This is a genomic window from Myroides odoratimimus (genome assembly GCF_038039805.1).
Taxonomy (GTDB): domain Bacteria; phylum Bacteroidota; class Bacteroidia; order Flavobacteriales; family Flavobacteriaceae; genus Flavobacterium; species Flavobacterium odoratimimum_B.
In genome coordinates this window covers 18,011-33,219 of record NZ_JBBPHK010000003.1, presented here as the reverse complement: position 1 = coordinate 33,219, position 15,209 = coordinate 18,011, and the positions used below count along the sequence as shown (strand labels likewise).

Annotated in this window: 29 protein-coding genes; all 29 read left to right on the top strand. The window is 35.8% G+C overall.

Features of this window, described 5'->3' with window-relative positions:
• Positions 1-442: 442 nt before the first annotated feature.
• The 29 genes from rpsL to rpsK all read left to right on the top strand — a co-directional run bounded on the left by rpsL (position 443) and on the right by rpsK (position 15,189).
• A complete protein-coding gene (rpsL, locus tag AABL85_RS03825; protein ID WP_002987523.1) occupies positions 443-823 on the top strand; it encodes a 30S ribosomal protein S12 in 381 nt (126 codons plus the stop codon).
• 25 nt (positions 824-848) lie between these two features.
• On the top strand, positions 849-1,325 hold the full coding sequence (rpsG, locus tag AABL85_RS03820; RefSeq protein WP_006259499.1) for a 30S ribosomal protein S7: 477 nt from the start codon (positions 849-851) through the stop codon (positions 1,323-1,325).
• Positions 1,326-1,346: 21 nt separating this feature from the next.
• On the top strand, positions 1,347-3,482 hold the full coding sequence (gene fusA / locus AABL85_RS03815; protein WP_286415820.1) for an elongation factor G: 2,136 nt from the start codon (positions 1,347-1,349) through the stop codon (positions 3,480-3,482).
• A gap of 12 nt (positions 3,483-3,494) precedes the next feature.
• Positions 3,495-3,800, top strand: a complete 306-nt coding sequence (gene rpsJ, locus AABL85_RS03810) for a 30S ribosomal protein S10 (RefSeq protein ID WP_006259497.1) — start codon at positions 3,495-3,497, stop codon at positions 3,798-3,800.
• A gap of 112 nt (positions 3,801-3,912) precedes the next feature.
• The gene (gene rplC, locus AABL85_RS03805) at positions 3,913-4,530 is read left to right on the top strand and encodes a 50S ribosomal protein L3 (RefSeq protein WP_286415821.1); all 618 of its coding nucleotides are present in this window, start codon (positions 3,913-3,915) and stop codon (positions 4,528-4,530) included.
• Positions 4,530-5,159 (top strand): 50S ribosomal protein L4, encoded by a 630-nt coding sequence (rplD, locus tag AABL85_RS03800; protein WP_006259495.1) that lies wholly within the window; start codon positions 4,530-4,532, stop codon positions 5,157-5,159. The genes rplC and rplD overlap by 1 nt, the downstream gene beginning before the upstream one ends.
• Positions 5,160-5,166: 7 nt before the next feature.
• Positions 5,167-5,457 (top strand): 50S ribosomal protein L23, encoded by a 291-nt coding sequence (rplW, locus tag AABL85_RS03795; protein WP_006259494.1) that lies wholly within the window; start codon positions 5,167-5,169, stop codon positions 5,455-5,457.
• A gap of 6 nt (positions 5,458-5,463) precedes the next feature.
• Positions 5,464-6,288 (top strand): 50S ribosomal protein L2, encoded by an 825-nt coding sequence (rplB, locus tag AABL85_RS03790; protein WP_286415822.1) that lies wholly within the window; start codon positions 5,464-5,466, stop codon positions 6,286-6,288.
• Positions 6,289-6,299: 11 nt separating this feature from the next.
• Entirely contained in the window at positions 6,300-6,578 is a 279-nt protein-coding gene (gene rpsS, locus AABL85_RS03785; protein WP_286415823.1) for a 30S ribosomal protein S19, read from the top strand.
• A 9-nt stretch (positions 6,579-6,587) separates the two neighbouring features.
• Positions 6,588-6,998, top strand: coding sequence for a 50S ribosomal protein L22 (gene rplV / locus AABL85_RS03780; RefSeq protein WP_006259491.1), 411 nt, complete (start codon positions 6,588-6,590; stop codon positions 6,996-6,998).
• An 8-nt stretch (positions 6,999-7,006) separates the two neighbouring features.
• Positions 7,007-7,726: a 30S ribosomal protein S3 gene (rpsC, locus tag AABL85_RS03775; protein WP_006259490.1), complete on the top strand. Its 720-nt coding sequence runs from the start codon at positions 7,007-7,009 to the stop codon at positions 7,724-7,726.
• Positions 7,727-7,744: 18 nt separating this feature from the next.
• Complete coding sequence (gene rplP / locus AABL85_RS03770; protein ID WP_006259489.1) at positions 7,745-8,164, top strand: 50S ribosomal protein L16; 420 nt, start codon at positions 7,745-7,747, stop codon at positions 8,162-8,164.
• Between the two features lie 13 nt (positions 8,165-8,177).
• Complete coding sequence (gene rpmC / locus AABL85_RS03765) at positions 8,178-8,369, top strand: 50S ribosomal protein L29 (protein WP_006259488.1); 192 nt, start codon at positions 8,178-8,180, stop codon at positions 8,367-8,369.
• 17 nt (positions 8,370-8,386) lie between these two features.
• Positions 8,387-8,644, top strand: a complete 258-nt coding sequence (rpsQ, locus tag AABL85_RS03760) for a 30S ribosomal protein S17 (RefSeq protein WP_006259487.1) — start codon at positions 8,387-8,389, stop codon at positions 8,642-8,644.
• A 2-nt stretch (positions 8,645-8,646) separates the two neighbouring features.
• Positions 8,647-9,015 (top strand): 50S ribosomal protein L14, encoded by a 369-nt coding sequence (gene rplN, locus AABL85_RS03755; protein ID WP_006259486.1) that lies wholly within the window; start codon positions 8,647-8,649, stop codon positions 9,013-9,015.
• Positions 9,016-9,027: 12 nt separating this feature from the next.
• Positions 9,028-9,345, top strand: coding sequence for a 50S ribosomal protein L24 (rplX, locus tag AABL85_RS03750; RefSeq protein WP_286415824.1), 318 nt, complete (start codon positions 9,028-9,030; stop codon positions 9,343-9,345).
• Between the two features lie 2 nt (positions 9,346-9,347).
• Positions 9,348-9,899 (top strand): 50S ribosomal protein L5, encoded by a 552-nt coding sequence (gene rplE, locus AABL85_RS03745; protein WP_006259484.1) that lies wholly within the window; start codon positions 9,348-9,350, stop codon positions 9,897-9,899.
• A gap of 2 nt (positions 9,900-9,901) precedes the next feature.
• Positions 9,902-10,171 carry a 30S ribosomal protein S14 gene (gene rpsN / locus AABL85_RS03740; protein ID WP_006259483.1) on the top strand — a complete coding sequence of 90 codons (270 nt, stop codon included), beginning with the start codon at positions 9,902-9,904 and terminating at the stop codon, positions 10,169-10,171.
• 21 nt (positions 10,172-10,192) lie between these two features.
• Positions 10,193-10,591 carry a 30S ribosomal protein S8 gene (gene rpsH / locus AABL85_RS03735; protein WP_006259482.1) on the top strand — a complete coding sequence of 133 codons (399 nt, stop codon included), beginning with the start codon at positions 10,193-10,195 and terminating at the stop codon, positions 10,589-10,591.
• Between the two features lie 17 nt (positions 10,592-10,608).
• On the top strand, positions 10,609-11,151 hold the full coding sequence (gene rplF / locus AABL85_RS03730) for a 50S ribosomal protein L6 (protein ID WP_006259481.1): 543 nt from the start codon (positions 10,609-10,611) through the stop codon (positions 11,149-11,151).
• 11 nt (positions 11,152-11,162) lie between these two features.
• On the top strand, positions 11,163-11,513 hold the full coding sequence (rplR, locus tag AABL85_RS03725; protein WP_006259480.1) for a 50S ribosomal protein L18: 351 nt from the start codon (positions 11,163-11,165) through the stop codon (positions 11,511-11,513).
• A gap of 6 nt (positions 11,514-11,519) precedes the next feature.
• A complete protein-coding gene (gene rpsE / locus AABL85_RS03720; RefSeq protein WP_006259479.1) occupies positions 11,520-12,044 on the top strand; it encodes a 30S ribosomal protein S5 in 525 nt (174 codons plus the stop codon).
• 12 nt (positions 12,045-12,056) lie between these two features.
• Positions 12,057-12,239: a 50S ribosomal protein L30 gene (gene rpmD / locus AABL85_RS03715; RefSeq protein ID WP_006259478.1), complete on the top strand. Its 183-nt coding sequence runs from the start codon at positions 12,057-12,059 to the stop codon at positions 12,237-12,239.
• Between the two features lie 11 nt (positions 12,240-12,250).
• Positions 12,251-12,703, top strand: coding sequence for a 50S ribosomal protein L15 (rplO, locus tag AABL85_RS03710; protein ID WP_041894027.1), 453 nt, complete (start codon positions 12,251-12,253; stop codon positions 12,701-12,703).
• 16 nt (positions 12,704-12,719) lie between these two features.
• Positions 12,720-14,066 carry a preprotein translocase subunit SecY gene (gene secY, locus AABL85_RS03705; protein ID WP_006259476.1) on the top strand — a complete coding sequence of 449 codons (1,347 nt, stop codon included), beginning with the start codon at positions 12,720-12,722 and terminating at the stop codon, positions 14,064-14,066.
• Positions 14,067-14,071: 5 nt separating this feature from the next.
• Positions 14,072-14,287, top strand: a complete 216-nt coding sequence (infA, locus tag AABL85_RS03700; RefSeq protein WP_002987492.1) for a translation initiation factor IF-1 — start codon at positions 14,072-14,074, stop codon at positions 14,285-14,287.
• Positions 14,288-14,300: 13 nt separating this feature from the next.
• Positions 14,301-14,417: a type B 50S ribosomal protein L36 gene (gene ykgO / locus AABL85_RS03695; RefSeq protein ID WP_002987490.1), complete on the top strand. Its 117-nt coding sequence runs from the start codon at positions 14,301-14,303 to the stop codon at positions 14,415-14,417.
• A 2-nt stretch (positions 14,418-14,419) separates the two neighbouring features.
• The gene (rpsM, locus tag AABL85_RS03690; protein ID WP_006259474.1) at positions 14,420-14,794 is read left to right on the top strand and encodes a 30S ribosomal protein S13; all 375 of its coding nucleotides are present in this window, start codon (positions 14,420-14,422) and stop codon (positions 14,792-14,794) included.
• 11 nt (positions 14,795-14,805) lie between these two features.
• Positions 14,806-15,189 carry a 30S ribosomal protein S11 gene (gene rpsK, locus AABL85_RS03685; RefSeq protein WP_006259473.1) on the top strand — a complete coding sequence of 128 codons (384 nt, stop codon included), beginning with the start codon at positions 14,806-14,808 and terminating at the stop codon, positions 15,187-15,189.
• The last annotated feature ends 20 nt before the right edge of the window (positions 15,190-15,209 follow it).

The window sequence follows — 15,209 nt, the reverse complement described above, 5'->3', positions numbered from 1 at the left end:
ATAATATAATTTAAAAAACGTGCAAAGATAGATTTTAAGTATTTGACTTTAGTGCTATTTATAAAAATATTAGATAGTATATACTATAATCTATAGTAGAGGGTATAATATGGTATCCTAATGAAATAAAACAGAATATTTTTTGTGAGAGATAAGAGGAGAGAAGAGAGAGCGGGTTTGTTTTTAGAATACTCTTAGGGGATACAAGAGAGGTATTTAAGCAAATGCTAGATTGCTAAAAAGAAATCGGAATAGTGTTGATAACTTTTGAATAAGTATTGCATAAAGAGAAAAAAAGAGGTAAAAGGAGAATTGTTGATAAAAAAAATTAATTATGTTGAAAATTAATGCTTTGAGGTTTGAATAAATAAAAAATAGTTATACATTTGCAACCCCGTATATAGTGCGGAATAATATATTGTAGAAATTATTAATAAACATTATGCCAACAATTCAACAATTAGTAAGAACAGGGAGAACCCAATTGACTAAGAAGAGTAAATCGGTTGCTTTGGATTCTTGTCCTCAAAGAAGAGGAGTTTGTACGCGTGTTTATACTACTACACCTAAAAAACCAAACTCTGCAATGCGTAAAGTTGCAAGGGTACGTTTAACAAATGGTAATGAAGTAAACGCATACATCCCAGGAGAAGGACACAATTTACAAGAGCACTCGATAGTATTAGTTAGAGGTGGAAGGGTAAAAGATTTGCCAGGTGTTAGATACCACATCGTACGTGGAGCTTTGGATACTGCTGGAGTAAACGGTAGAACACAAAGAAGATCTAAATACGGAGCAAAACGTCCTAAAGACAAAAAATAATCGTTTAAACGTTTAAGAAGAAGACATGAGAAAAAGACAGGCGAAAAAGAGACCTCTTTTACCAGATCCAAAATTTAATGATCAATTAGTTACGCGTTTTGTAAACAACTTAATGTGGGACGGTAAGAAATCAACAGCTTTTAAAGTATTCTATGATGCTTTAGAGATCGTTGAGGAGAAAAAACAAGATGAAGAAAAATCTTCATTAGAAATTTGGAAAGATGCGTTAACTAACGTTATGCCACACGTAGAAGTTCGTTCTCGTCGTGTAGGTGGAGCTACATTCCAAATTCCAATGCAAATTCGTCCAGATAGAAAAATTTCTATGGCGATGAAATGGATGATTTTGTATGCGAGAAAAAGAAATGAGAAATCTATGGCTGGAAAATTAGCATCTGAAATCTTAGCTGCTGCTAAAGAAGAAGGAGCTGCTGTTAAAAAGAGAATGGATACTCATAAAATGGCTGAAGCTAATAAAGCATTCTCTCACTTTAGATTTTAATCCATACAGAAACTATATACAATGGCAAGAGATTTAAAATATACAAGAAACATTGGTATCGCTGCACACATCGATGCTGGTAAGACAACAACTACAGAGCGTATTTTGTTCTATACAGGTAAAAACCACAAAATGGGAGAGACTCACGAAGGATCTTCTACAATGGACTGGATGGAGCAAGAGGCTGAAAGAGGTATTACTATTACATCGGCAGCTACTACATGTACTTGGAATTTCCCAACAGTTCAAGGTGCTAAAATACCTGAATCTATGGAGTACCACTTCAATATTATTGATACTCCTGGACACGTTGACTTTACTGTAGAGGTAAACCGTTCTTTACGTGTATTAGATGGATTAGTATTCTTGTTTAGTGCAGTTGATGGTGTTGAGCCTCAGTCTGAAACTAACTGGAGATTAGCTGATAATTATAAAGTTCCACGTATGGGGTTCGTTAATAAAATGGACCGTCAAGGAGCTAACTTCTTAGCAGTATGTCAACAAGTTAAAGATATGTTGAAATCTAACGCTGTGCCAATCGTTTTACCTATTGGTGATGAGGCTGATTTCAAAGGTATCGTTGACTTAGTTAAAAACCGTGCAATCGTATGGCATGATGAGAATCATGGTTCTACTTTTGACGTTGTTGATATCCCTGCGGATATGGTTGATGATGTAAAACAATACAGAGGTCAATTAATCGAGGAGATTGCTGCTTATGATGAAAATCTTCTTGAGAAATTTATGGAAGATGAGAACTCAATCACAGAGGACGAAATCCACGTAGCTTTACGTGCTGCTACTCTTGATATGAGCATCATCCCTATGACTTGTGGATCTTCATTCAAAAATAAAGGTGTTCAGTTCATGTTAGATGCTGTATGTCGTTACTTACCTTCTCCAATGGATAAGGAAGCTATCGAAGGTACAGATCCTGATACTGAAGAACCAATCGTACGTAAGCCATCGGTTACTGAGCCGTTCGCTGCATTAGCATTTAAAATTGCTACTGACCCATTCGTAGGTCGTTTAGCATTCTTTAGAGCTTATTCAGGACACTTAGACGCTGGATCTTATGTATTGAATACTCGTTCTGGAAACAAAGAGCGTATTTCTCGTATCTACCAAATGCACGCTAACAAACAAAACCCAGTTGAATATATTGAGGCTGGAGATATTGGAGCTGCTGTAGGATTTAAAGATATCAAAACTGGAGATACTTTATGTGATGAGAAAAAACCTATCGTATTAGAAAGTATGATATTCCCAGACCCTGTAATCGGTATCGCTATTGAACCAAAAACAAAAGCGGATATGGATAAAATGGGTACTGCTTTAGCTAAATTAGCTGAGGAAGATCCAACTTTTACAGTTAAAACTGACCAAGCGTCTGGACAAACTGTAATCTCTGGTATGGGTGAGTTACACTTAGACGTATTGATCGACCGTATGAGACGTGAGTTCAAAGTTGAAGTTAATCAAGGAGAGCCACAAGTTGAGTACAAAGAAGCTCTTACACGTGAAGCACAACATAGAGAAGCTTATAAAAAGCAATCTGGTGGACGTGGTAAGTTTGCTGATATCGTATTCAAAATGGGACCTGCTGATGACGTTGATGGAAAACCATTCGTTGGATTACAGTTCGTGAATGAAGTTAAAGGTGGTAACGTTCCTAAAGAATATATCCCTTCTGTAGAGAAAGGATTTAGAGAGGCGATGAAACAAGGACCTTTAGCTGGATTCGAAATGGATTCTATGAAAGTAACTTTAACTGACGGTTCTTACCACGCGGTTGACTCGGATGCATTATCGTTCGAATTAGCTGCTAAAATGGGATACAAAGCTGCTGCTAAAGCTGCAGGTGCGATCATCTTAGAGCCTATCATGAAGTTAGAAGTATTGACTCCTGAAGAAAACATGGGTGATATCGTTGGAGATTTGAACCGTCGTCGTGGACAAATCAACAGCATGGATGATAGAGCTGGATCAAAAGTTGTTAAAGCTTCTGTTCCATTATCAGAAATGTTCGGATATGTAACTACATTAAGAACATTATCATCTGGTAGAGCAACTTCTACAATGGAGTTCTCTCACTACTCTGAAACACCATCAAACATTTCAGAGGCAGTAATCACTAAAGCAAAAGGTAACGCTTAATTTTAGAGTAAAATGAGTCAAAAAATCAGAATAAAATTAAAATCTTACGATCATATGTTGGTTGATAAATCAGCAGAGAAAATCGTAAAAACTGTAAAAAGTACAGGAGCAGTAGTAACTGGACCTATTCCATTACCTACTCATAAAAAAATCTTTACTGTTCTTCGTTCTCCTCACGTGAACAAAAAAGCAAGAGAGCAGTTTGAGTTAAGTTCATACAAAAGATTGTTAGATATCTATTCTTCATCTTCTAAAACGATTGATGCTTTAATGAAATTAGAGTTACCAAGCGGTGTTGAAGTTGAAATCAAAGTGTGATAAATAACAAGATTCAATAAGAATATCAGAGGCTAAGTATTGGTGTTATAGTCACCAATACTTAGTTCTTTTAGAAAATAAAATAAAATTTTATAATTAATAATTAATATTTATGTCTGGGTTAATTGGTAAAAAAATCGGCATGACTAGTATTTTCGATGAGAATGGAAAAAACATTCCATGTACAGTAATCGAAATGGGTCCTAATGTCGTTACCCAAGTCAGAACCATTGAGGTTGACGGGTATGAAGCGTTACAACTTGGTTTCGATGACAAGACAGATAAACATGCTACTAAAGCTGAGTTAGGTCACTTTAAAAAAGCTGGAACATCTGCTAAGAGAAAAGTCGTTGAGATCAAAGATTTTGCTGGAGAGTATAAATTAGGTGATGTAATCACTGCAGATTTATTCTTAGAAGGAGAATTCGTAGATGTACAAGGTGTATCTAAAGGAAAAGGATTCCAAGGGGTTGTAAAACGTCATGGTTTTGGTGGAGTTGGTCAGGTAACTCACGGTCAAAAGAACCGTTTAAGAGCGCCAGGATCTATTGGAGCTTCTTCTTACCCATCAAGAGTATTCAAAGGAATGCGTATGGCAGGAAGAACTGGAGGAGTAAATGTAACAGTACAAAACCTTAGAGTTTTAAAAGTAGTAGCTGATAAAAATCTACTTGTGGTTAAGGGAGCAATTCCAGGACACAAAAACTCTTATGTAATCGTTCAGAAGTAATGGAAGTAAAAGTTTTAGATATCACAGGAAAAGATACTGGTAGAAAAGTTGAGCTTTTAGATTCAGTATTCGGTATAGAACCAAATAATCACGCAGTATATCTTGATGTTAAACAATATTTAGCAAATCAAAGACAAGGTACTCACAAAGCTAAAGAAAGAGCTGAGATCTCTGGAAGTACGCGTAAGATTAAGAAGCAAAAAGGAACTGGTACTGCAAGAGCAGGAAGTATTAAATCACCAGTTTTCCGTGGAGGAGGAAGAATCTTCGGGCCAAGACCAAGAAGCTACTCTTTCAAATTAAACAAAAGTTTAAAACGTTTAGCGAGAAAATCTGCTTTCTCTATCAAAGTGAAAGAATCAAATTTAATCGTAGTTGAGAACTTTAATTTCGAGGCTCCAAGTACTAAAAATTTCATCAACGTATTGAAAGGTTTAGGATTGGAAAATAAAAAATCTCTATTTGTGTTTGGTGAATCAAATAAAAATGTATATTTGTCATCACGCAATTTAGGGAAGGCTGCTGTTGTAACTAACTCTGAATTAAGTACTTACAGTATTTTAAATGCTGGAAGTTTAGTGTTAACTGAGGGTTCTGTAGCAGGAATTGTAGAAAATTTAAGTAAATAATAGGAACATGAGTGTTTTAATTAAGCCTATAATTACAGAAAAAATAACTAAAGACGGCGAAACTTTTGGCCGTTTTGGGTTTGTTGTTGATAGAAAAGCGAACAAAATTGAAATTAAAAAAGCAGTTGAGGCTGCTTATGGAGTTTCTGTTGTTAACGTGAATACTATGAACTATGCTGCAAAGCGTTCTGTTAAGTACACGAAAAGTGGAATGATCAACGCTAAAACTAATGCATACAAGAAAGCAATAGTTGAATTGAAAGAAGGAGATAGTATAGACTTTTATTCAAATATCTAATAAATAATGTCAGTTAGAAAATTAAAACCTATTACCCCAGGTCAGCGTTTTAGAGTTGTAAATAGTTTTGACGCTATAACAACTGATAAGCCGGAGCGTAGTTTACTAGCACCGAAAAAAAAATCTGGAGGTAGAAATAGTCAAGGAAAAATGACCATGCGCTACATGGGTGGTGGTCATAAACAAAGATACCGTATAGTTGATTTTAAAAGAACTAAAGTTGGTATCCCAGCTACTGTTAAGTCAATTGAGTATGATCCAAACCGTACAGCATTCATCGCTTTGATTGCTTATGTAGATGGAGCTAAATCATACGTTATTGCACAAAGCGGTATGAAAGTTGGACAAACTGTAGTTTCAGGAGCAGAAGCATCACCAGAAGTTGGTAATGCAATGCCTTTAAGCAAAATTCCTTTAGGAACTGTTATATCTTGTATCGAATTACGTCCTGGACAAGGAGCAGTTATCGCTCGTTCAGCAGGTACTTTCGCTCAGTTAGTTGCTAGAGATGGTAAATATGCTACTATTAAAATGCCTTCTGGAGAGATCCGTTTGATTTTATTAGAATGTATGGCTACTATCGGAGCAGTGTCTAACCACGATCACCAATTAATCGTTTCTGGTAAAGCAGGTAGATCAAGATGGTTAGGTAGAAGACCTAGAACTAGACCAGTAGCAATGAACCCAGTAGATCACCCAATGGGAGGTGGAGAAGGTCGTTCGTCAGGAGGACACCCACGTTCTAGAAACGGGATGCCTGCTAAAGGGTACAGAACTCGTTCTAAAGTTAAGTCGAGTAATAAGTATATCGTTGAACGTAGAAAGAAATAAAAGATTAAGACATGGCACGTTCGTTAAAAAAAGGACCTTATGTTCACTATAAATTAGAGAAGAAAGTTCAAGTAAACATAGAAAGTGGAAAAAATGGAGTTATCAAGACTTGGTCAAGAGCTTCAATGATTACACCTGATTTTGTTGGACAAACTATCGCAGTACATAATGGTCGTCAGTTTGTTCCTGTTTATGTAACAGAGAACATGGTAGGACATAAATTAGGGGAATTTTCACCAACAAGATCGTTTAGAGGTCACGCTGGTGCAAAGAATAAAGGTAAAAAATAATAAGAAGCTATGGGAGTTCGTAAAAGAGAAAGAGCTGAGCAAATTAAAGAAGCTAACAAGCAAGTTGCTTTTGCAAAGCTAAACAATTGCCCTACTTCTCCTAGAAAAATGCGTTTAGTAGCGGATTTAGTAAGAGGACAGAAAGTAGAAAAAGCTCTAAATATATTAAAATTCAGTTCAAAAGATGCTTCTCGTAATTTAGAGAAATTACTTTTGTCTGCAATTGCTAACTGGCAAGCGAAAAACAGCGACGCTAATATAGAAGAAGCTGGATTGATCGTTAAAGAAATCAGAGTAGATGGAGGAATGATGTTAAAAAGACTTCGTCCTGCACCTCAAGGTAGAGCACACAGAATCAGAAAACGTTCTAATCACGTAACAATCGTATTAGGATCTAATAATAACACACAAAGCAATTAATAAGCAGTATGGGACAAAAGACTAATCCAATCGGGAATCGCCTTGGTATTATCAGAGGATGGGACTCAAACTGGTATGGTGGAAATGACTACGGTGACAAAATCGCTGAAGATCACAAGATCAGAAAGTATATCCATGCTCGTTTATCAAAAGCTAGTGTATCTAAAGTAATCATCGAAAGAACTTTAAAACTTGTAACCGTTACTATCACTACTGCTAGACCTGGTATCATTATCGGAAAAGGTGGACAAGAGGTAGACAAGTTAAAAGAGGAATTGAAAAAGATTACTGATAAGGAAGTTCAAATCAATATCTTTGAAATCAAACGTCCTGAATTAGACGGATACTTAGTGGCTGCTAGTATCGCTCGTCAAATCGAAAGCAGAATTTCTTACCGTAGAGCTATCCGTATGGCTATGGCTGCAGCGATGAGAATGAATGCTGAAGGAATCAAAGTAATGATTTCTGGTCGTTTAAACGGTGCTGAAATGGCTCGTTCTGAGACTTTCAAAGAAGGAAGAATTCCGTTGTCAACTTTCAGAGCAGACATCGATTATGCACTTGCTGAAGCTCACACTACTTATGGTAGAATGGGAATTAAAGTGTGGATCATGAAAGGTGAGGTTTACGGTAAGAGAGATCTTTCTCCGTTAGCTGGAATGGATAAAAAACAATCTAAATCAGCAGGATCTCCAAAAGGTAAATCTAACCCACGCAAAAGAAAGTAATTTTTAAACTGAAGAAAAATGTTACAGCCTAAAAGAACAAAATACCGTAAGGTACAGAAAGGTAAAATGAAAGGGATTTCTCAAAGAGGGCATGAACTTTCAAATGGTATGTTTGGAATCAAATCTATGGACTCTGCATTTATCACTTCACGTCAAATCGAGGCAGCGCGTATCGCTGCTACTCGTTTCATGAAACGTGAAGGGCAGTTATGGATTAAAATTTTCCCAGACAAACCTATTACTAAAAAGCCTCTAGAGGTACGTATGGGTAAAGGAAAAGGTGCAGTAGAATACTGGGTTGCTGTGGTAAAACCAGGAAAAATTATGTTCGAAGTTGGTGGAGTGCCAATTTCAGTAGCAAAAGAAGCATTACGCTTAGCTGCTCAAAAACTTCCTGTAAAAACTAAATTTGTAATTGCTAGAGATTTCGAAGCATAATAAAATTTTTATCATGAAACAATCAGAAATAGTAAATCTATCTGTAGCTGAATTACAAGAGCAACTGGTACAGTTGACTAGCACATATAATAACTTAAGATCTGCTCACGCAATCTCTCCAATCGAGAATCCATTACAGTTGAGAAACGTAAGAAGAAGTATTGCAAGAGTGAATACAGAGTTAAGTAAAAGAGAGTTACAATAATTGTATTCTGCCGAAAGATGGAAAATAGAAAATTAAGAAAAGAGAGAATAGGTGTTGTTACTAGCAATAAAATGGAGAAATCTATTGTTGTGTCTGAAGTAAAGAGAGTAAAACACCCATTATATGGTAAGTTCGTGTTGAAAACGAAAAAATACGTTGCACACGACGAAACAAATGATTGCAACATTGGTGATACTGTAAAGATTATGGAGACACGTCCATTATCTAAGTCAAAATGTTGGAGATTAGTTGAAATCATTGAAAGAGCGAAATAATTATGGTACAACAAGAATCTAGACTTAAAGTAGCAGATAATACGGGTGCAAAAGAAGTTTTGACTATCCGTGTTTTAGGAGGAACGAAACGTCGTTATGCCTCTGTAGGTGATAAAATTGTAGTTTCAATTAAAGAAGCAACTCCAAACGGAAGCGTGAAAAAAGGTAGCGTTTCAACTGCAGTTGTAGTTCGTACTAAAAAAGAGGTGAGAAGAGCTGACGGATCTTACATCAGATTTGACGATAACGCATGTGTATTGTTAAATGCTGCTGGAGAGATGAAAGGAACTCGTGTTTTTGGTCCGGTTGCGAGAGAACTTCGTGAAAAACAATTCATGAAAATTGTATCATTAGCACCAGAGGTGTTATAATTCGTTCTAAACATGATTAAGCTAAAGATAAAAACAGGAGATACTGTACGCGTTATCGCAGGTGACCATAAAGGTACTGAAGGTAAAGTTGTACGTGTATTACGTGAAAAGAACAAAGCTATTGTTGAAGGGGTGAATATTATTTCAAAACACGTGAAGCCAAGTGCTTCTAACCCTCAAGGTGGAATTGTTAAAAAAGAGGCTCCAATCCAAATCTCAAACTTAGCGATCGTAGATCCTAAGACGAACGAAGTTACAAAAGTAGCTATCGTGAAAAACGAGAACGGAAAAAATGTAAGAGTTTCTAAAAAATCAAATCAAGTATTATAGTTATGGCTTATATACCAAGACTTAAAGAAGAATATAAAAGCAGAGTTATCTCTGCTCTTACTGAGGAATTCGGTTATAAAAACGTAATGCAAGTTCCAAAACTTGAGAAAATCGTTGTTAGCCGTGGAGTTGGTGCTGCTGTTTCTGATAAAAAATTAGTTGATTACGCTGTTGAGGAGTTAACTAAAATTACAGGACAAAAAGCAGTAGCTACTATCTCTAAGAAAGACGTTGCTACTTTTAAATTAAGAAAAGGAATGCCAATCGGGGCAAAAGTAACGTTACGTGGAGAGAGAATGTATGAATTTTTAGATCGTTTAGTAACTTCAGCTTTACCACGTGTAAGAGACTTTTCAGGTATTAAATCTGATGGTTTTGACGGAAGAGGAAATTATAACTTAGGTGTTACTGAGCAAATCATTTTCCCTGAAATCAATATCGATAAAGTTAACAAAATCGCTGGTTTTGATATCACTTTCGTTACATCTGCTCAAACAGATAAAGAAGCGAAATCTTTACTTGCTGAATTAGGATTACCTTTTAAAAAGAATTAAGTATGGCTAAAGAATCAATGAAAGCCCGTGAGGTTAAAAGACAAGCATTAGTAGATAAATATGCTGCTAAGAGAACAGCTCTTTTAGAAGCTGGTGACTATGAAGGATTACAAAAGTTACCTAAAAATGCTTCTCCAGTTCGTTTACACAACAGATGTAAGTTAACAGGAAGACCAAGAGGGTATATGCGTCAATTCGGTATTTCTCGTGTTACATTCCGTGAAATGGCAAATAATGGATTGATACCTGGAGTAAAAAAGGCAAGTTGGTAATTAAGATTTAAAGGTAAAAACATGTATACAGATCCAATAGCAGATTTCCTTACAAGAGTTAGAAACGCTGTGAGAGCTAACCACAAAGTGGTTGAAATTCCAGCTTCAAACTTCAAAAAAGAAATCACGAAAATATTATTCGATCAAGGATATATCTTAAGCTATAAATTTGATGATAGTTCAGTTCAAGGAACAATCAAAATAGCTTTGAAATATGATAAAGACACAAAAGAGTCTGTAATTAGAGATATCCAAAGAATTAGTAAACCAGGTTTGCGTAAATACGCTTCTGCAGCAGATCTTCCTAGAATCCTTAATGGATTAGGAATCGCTATCGTTTCAACATCAAAAGGATTGATGACTGGAAAGCAAGCGAAACAATTGAATGTTGGTGGAGAAGTTGTTTGTTACGTATACTAATTTAAAAAGACTAAGAGATGTCAAGAATAGGTAAAAGTCCAATAGCGATCCCTGCTGGAGTAACGGTTGACGTTAAAGAAGGAGAGATTGTTGTAAAAGGTAAATTAGGAGAGCTTTCTCAAAAGTTTGATACAGTTAGTATTAAAGTTGAAGAAGACCAAGTAATCGTTGAGCGTTCTTCTGATGATAAGATTGAAAGAGCTAAACACGGATTATACCGTAGTTTAATCAACAATATGGTTAAAGGAGTTTCAGAAGGATTTACTATCAGTTTGGAATTGGTTGGGGTAGGATACCGTGCTGCTAATCAAGGACAAAAGTTAGATTTAGCTTTAGGTTTCTCTCATAATATCGTAATGGATATTGCAAAAGAAGTTACAGTGGAAACTATATCTGAAAAAGGTAAAAATCCAATCGTTAAATTAACTTCATTTGACAAACAACTAGTTGGTCAAGTAGCAGCAAAAATCCGTTCATTCCGTAAACCAGAACCTTACAAAGGAAAAGGTATCAAGTTTGTGGGTGAAGAGTTAAGAAGAAAAGCAGGTAAATCAGCTTAAAAATTAAGACTATGTCATTAACAAAATCTGAAAGAAGACAACGTATTAAATTCAGAATTAGAAAGATTGTTAGCGGTACTGCTGCTAAGCCAAGACTTTCTGTATTCAGAAGTAATAAAGAAATCTATGCGCAAATCATAGATGACGTGAATGGAGTAACTCTAGCTGCAGCATCTTCAAGAGAAGCTGGGATAACAAGAGGAACCAATATTGAAACTGCTGCATCGGTTGGGAAACTAATTGCAGAGAAAGCTTTGAAAGCTGGTGTAGAAACTGTATCTTTCGATAGAGGAGGTTATTTATACCACGGTCGTGTTAAATCATTAGCTGAAGGCGCTAGAGAAGCTGGATTAAAATTCTAATTAGTTATGTATCAAAATTATAAAAACGTAGAATTTGTAAAACCAACAGGTCTTGATCTTAAAGATCGTTTGGTTAGTGTAAACCGTGTTACTAAAGTTACTAAAGGGGGAAGAGCTTTTGGATTCTCAGCTGTAGTAGTAGTAGGTGACGAGAACGGTGTAGTGGGTCATGGTTTGGGTAAATCAAAAGACGTTTCTGAAGCAATCGCTAAAGCAGTAGAGGATGCAAAGAAAAACTTAGTTAGAGTTCCTTTAAATGGTCATACTATTCCTCACGAACAAAAAGGAAAATTCAGTGGAGCTAGAGTATTATTGATGCCTGCATCTTTGGGTACTGGAGTTATCGCTGGAGGTTCTGTGAGATCGGTTGTAGAGTCTGTAGGGATTAAAGATTTATTATCTAAATCTCAAGGATCTTCAAATCCTCACAACGTGGTGAAGGCTACTTTTGACGCTTTATTACGTTTAAGAAGTGCTTCTACAGTTGCAAAACAAAGAGGAATTTCTTTAGAAAAAGTATTTAAAGGTTAATTTGAGAGAGTTATGTCAAAAATTAAAGTAAAACAAGTAAGAAGCCAAATTAATTGTCCTCTTGTACAAAAGAGAACATTAGAGGCTTTAGGACTTCGTAAGATTGGTCAAGTTGTAGAACATGATGCTACATCTGCAATCTTAGGAATGGTAAGTAAAGTTCAACACTTAGTTTCTGTAGAGGAGGCTAAATAATATTGTAGAGTATGAATTTAAGTAATTTACAACCAGCAAAAGGTTCAGTACACAACCAAAACAAACGTGTTGGTCGTGGTGAAGGGTCTGGTAAAGGAGGAACTTCTACAAAAGGACACAAAGGTGCTAAATCACGTTCAGGATATTCAAGAAAGATCGGATTTGAAGGAGGACAAATGCCACTTCAAAGACGTGTTCCTAAATTTGGTTTTAAAAACATCAATAGAGTAGAGTATGATGTTATTAACTTAGAAAAATTACAATCTTTAGTTGATAGCGGAGTAGTAAAAGACACTGTTGATTTTGCTCTTTTAGTTGAGTTAGGATTAACTTCTAAAAATAGTTTAGTTAAGGTTTTAGGGCGTGGAGAGATAAAAGCAAAATTAAAAGTTTCTGCACACAAGTTTTCAGCATCTGCTAAAGAGGCAATCGAAGCAGCTGGTGGAGAAATTGTAACGTTATAAAATCTTAATAAACAAGATGAAGAAGTTTTTTGAAACATTAGCCAGTATTTGGAAAATTGAAGAGTTAAAGAACAAAATCTTGATAACTTTAGGGTTATTGCTTGTGTACCGTTTTGGTACACAAGTTACCCTTCCAGGTATTGACGCAACGAAATTGCAAGCTTTAACTGATCAAACTGATCAAGGTATCGGTTGGTTAATAAATGTTTTTACAGGTGGTGCATTTGCGCAAGCATCTGTATTTGCATTAGGTATTATGCCTTATATTTCTGCTTCCATAGTAGTTCAGTTAATGGGAATCGCGGTTCCTTATCTACAAAAACTACAAAATGATGGAGAAAGCGGTAGAAAGAAGATGAACCAAATAACAAGATGGTTGACAATCGGTATTACTTTATTACAAGGGCCTAGTTACATCTATAACTTGTATGTGCAATTACCACCGGATGCATTTTTGTTAGGTTTCAATTCTTTCTCATTCTTGTTTTCTTCAGTAATTATACTAGTGACCGGAACTGTTTTTGCAATGTGGTTAGGTGAAAAAATTACTGATAAAGGTATTGGAAATGGGATTTCATTATTGATTATGGTTGGTATTATTGCGAGACTTCCAATGTCTTTCATCCAAGAATTCCAATCGAGAATTACTGAAAATAATGGAGGACCTATGTTGGTGGTTATAGAAGTAATTTTATGGTTGTTAATCATTGTTGCTTGTATCTATTTAACTCTTGCTGTGAGACGTATACCGGTTCAATATGCAAGAAGAAGTGCTTCAGGAACTTATGATCAATCTATGTTAGGCGGTAATCGTCAGTGGATTCCATTAAAGTTAAATGCATCAGGAGTTATGCCAATCATTTTTGCTCAGGCGATCATGTTTGTGCCAGCTGCAGTAGCAGGTTTGTCAACTTCAGATACTGCTAAATCAATCAGTACAACATTTCATAATGTGTTTGGTTGGGAGTATAATGCACTTTTTGCTTTATTAATCATAATTTTTACGTACTTTTACACCGCAATTACAGTACCAACTAATAAGATGGCTGATGATCTAAAGAGAAGTGGTGGTTTTATACCAGGTGTTAAACCAGGTAGTGAGACAGGCGATTTCTTAGATAGAATCATGTCTTTAATAACATTCCCTGGTTCTCTTTACTTAGCATTAATCGCAGTTTTCCCTGCTATTGTGGTAAGTTTATTAGGAGTTCAACAAGGTTGGGCAATGTTTTATGGAGGAACATCGTTATTGATTATGGTAAGTGTTGTAATCGATACAATTCAACAAGTCAATGCTTATTTACTGAACAAACAGTATGATAGCATGATGACAAGTGGTAAAAATAGAAGAGCAACAGCTTAGTTTTTATGGCAAAACAATCAGCAATAGAACAAGACGGAGCAATTATTGAAGCATTATCAAATGCTATGTTCCGTGTGGAATTAGAAAATGGACACGTAGTAATCGCCCATATCTCAGGTAAGATGCGTATGCATTATATCAAATTATTACCTGGTGACAGAGTAAAATTAGAGATGAGCCCTTACGATTTGACCAAAGCAAGAATTACTTATAGATATTAAAGAGGCTATTAAAATGAAAGTAAGAGCATCAGTTAAAAAAAGAAGTGCCGAGTGCATTATAGTACGTAGAAAAGGTAGACTTTACGTTATTAATAAAAAGAATCCTAGATTTAAACAAAGACAAGGATAATTATGGCAAGAATCGCAGGGGTAGATATACCTAAACACAAAAGAGGAATCATTGCTTTAACTTATATTTTTGGAATTGGTTCAAGTAGAGCTAAAGAAATTCTAGAAAGAGCTAAAGTTGACGAAAATAAAAAAGTTCAAGATTGGAATGACGATGAGATCGGAGCTATCCGTGAAGCAGTAGGTCAATTCACAATTGAAGGAGAATTACGTTCAGAGATTTCATTAAACATCAAACGTTTAATGGATATCGGATGCTACAGAGGTATCCGTCATAGAGCTGGTCTTCCATTAAGAGGACAAAGAACTAAGAATAACTCTAGAACAAGAAAAGGTAAAAGAAAAACTGTTGCTAACAAGAAAAAAGCAACTAAATAATAAGTAGTAATATGGCTAAAGCGAATACAAAAAAACGTAAAGTACTTGTTGAGTCAACAGGTGAAGCTCATATTAATGCGACGTTTAACAATATCATCATTTCATTAACTAACAAAAAAGGTGAAGTGATTTCTTGGTCATCAGCAGGTAAAATGGGATTCAGAGGTTCTAAAAAGAACACTCCTTACGCTGCTCAAATGGCTGCAGAAGATTGCGGTAAAGTTGCACTTGAGGCAGGATTGAAAAAAGTAAAAGTTTATGTAAAAGGACCTGGAAACGGAAGAGAATCTGCAATCAGATCTTTACATAATGGTGGAATCGAAGTAACAGAGATTATCGATATTACTCCAATGCCACACAACGGATGTCGTCCTCCAAAGAGAAGAAGAGTTTAATTTATAGTATAACCAAAGGT

What these genes read in the sequence shown, in the direction of transcription:
- rpsL (WP_002987523.1), top strand. Translation starts at nt 443, where the DNA reads ATGCCAACAATTCAACAATTAGTAAGAACAGGGAGAACCCAATTGACT.
- rpsG (WP_006259499.1), top strand. Translation starts at nt 849, where the DNA reads ATGAGAAAAAGACAGGCGAAAAAGAGACCTCTTTTACCAGATCCAAAA.
- fusA (WP_286415820.1), top strand. Translation starts at nt 1,347, where the DNA reads ATGGCAAGAGATTTAAAATATACAAGAAACATTGGTATCGCTGCACAC.
- rpsJ (WP_006259497.1), top strand. Translation starts at nt 3,495, where the DNA reads ATGAGTCAAAAAATCAGAATAAAATTAAAATCTTACGATCATATGTTG.
- rplC (WP_286415821.1), top strand. Translation starts at nt 3,913, where the DNA reads ATGTCTGGGTTAATTGGTAAAAAAATCGGCATGACTAGTATTTTCGAT.
- rplD (WP_006259495.1), top strand. Translation starts at nt 4,530, where the DNA reads ATGGAAGTAAAAGTTTTAGATATCACAGGAAAAGATACTGGTAGAAAA.
- rplW (WP_006259494.1), top strand. Translation starts at nt 5,167, where the DNA reads ATGAGTGTTTTAATTAAGCCTATAATTACAGAAAAAATAACTAAAGAC.
- rplB (WP_286415822.1), top strand. Translation starts at nt 5,464, where the DNA reads ATGTCAGTTAGAAAATTAAAACCTATTACCCCAGGTCAGCGTTTTAGA.
- rpsS (WP_286415823.1), top strand. Translation starts at nt 6,300, where the DNA reads ATGGCACGTTCGTTAAAAAAAGGACCTTATGTTCACTATAAATTAGAG.
- rplV (WP_006259491.1), top strand. Translation starts at nt 6,588, where the DNA reads ATGGGAGTTCGTAAAAGAGAAAGAGCTGAGCAAATTAAAGAAGCTAAC.
- rpsC (WP_006259490.1), top strand. Translation starts at nt 7,007, where the DNA reads ATGGGACAAAAGACTAATCCAATCGGGAATCGCCTTGGTATTATCAGA.
- rplP (WP_006259489.1), top strand. Translation starts at nt 7,745, where the DNA reads ATGTTACAGCCTAAAAGAACAAAATACCGTAAGGTACAGAAAGGTAAA.
- rpmC (WP_006259488.1), top strand. Translation starts at nt 8,178, where the DNA reads ATGAAACAATCAGAAATAGTAAATCTATCTGTAGCTGAATTACAAGAG.
- rpsQ (WP_006259487.1), top strand. Translation starts at nt 8,387, where the DNA reads ATGGAAAATAGAAAATTAAGAAAAGAGAGAATAGGTGTTGTTACTAGC.
- rplN (WP_006259486.1), top strand. Translation starts at nt 8,647, where the DNA reads ATGGTACAACAAGAATCTAGACTTAAAGTAGCAGATAATACGGGTGCA.
- rplX (WP_286415824.1), top strand. Translation starts at nt 9,028, where the DNA reads ATGATTAAGCTAAAGATAAAAACAGGAGATACTGTACGCGTTATCGCA.
- rplE (WP_006259484.1), top strand. Translation starts at nt 9,348, where the DNA reads ATGGCTTATATACCAAGACTTAAAGAAGAATATAAAAGCAGAGTTATC.
- rpsN (WP_006259483.1), top strand. Translation starts at nt 9,902, where the DNA reads ATGGCTAAAGAATCAATGAAAGCCCGTGAGGTTAAAAGACAAGCATTA.
- rpsH (WP_006259482.1), top strand. Translation starts at nt 10,193, where the DNA reads ATGTATACAGATCCAATAGCAGATTTCCTTACAAGAGTTAGAAACGCT.
- rplF (WP_006259481.1), top strand. Translation starts at nt 10,609, where the DNA reads ATGTCAAGAATAGGTAAAAGTCCAATAGCGATCCCTGCTGGAGTAACG.
- rplR (WP_006259480.1), top strand. Translation starts at nt 11,163, where the DNA reads ATGTCATTAACAAAATCTGAAAGAAGACAACGTATTAAATTCAGAATT.
- rpsE (WP_006259479.1), top strand. Translation starts at nt 11,520, where the DNA reads ATGTATCAAAATTATAAAAACGTAGAATTTGTAAAACCAACAGGTCTT.
- rpmD (WP_006259478.1), top strand. Translation starts at nt 12,057, where the DNA reads ATGTCAAAAATTAAAGTAAAACAAGTAAGAAGCCAAATTAATTGTCCT.
- rplO (WP_041894027.1), top strand. Translation starts at nt 12,251, where the DNA reads ATGAATTTAAGTAATTTACAACCAGCAAAAGGTTCAGTACACAACCAA.
- secY (WP_006259476.1), top strand. Translation starts at nt 12,720, where the DNA reads ATGAAGAAGTTTTTTGAAACATTAGCCAGTATTTGGAAAATTGAAGAG.
- infA (WP_002987492.1), top strand. Translation starts at nt 14,072, where the DNA reads ATGGCAAAACAATCAGCAATAGAACAAGACGGAGCAATTATTGAAGCA.
- ykgO (WP_002987490.1), top strand. Translation starts at nt 14,301, where the DNA reads ATGAAAGTAAGAGCATCAGTTAAAAAAAGAAGTGCCGAGTGCATTATA.
- rpsM (WP_006259474.1), top strand. Translation starts at nt 14,420, where the DNA reads ATGGCAAGAATCGCAGGGGTAGATATACCTAAACACAAAAGAGGAATC.
- rpsK (WP_006259473.1), top strand. Translation starts at nt 14,806, where the DNA reads ATGGCTAAAGCGAATACAAAAAAACGTAAAGTACTTGTTGAGTCAACA.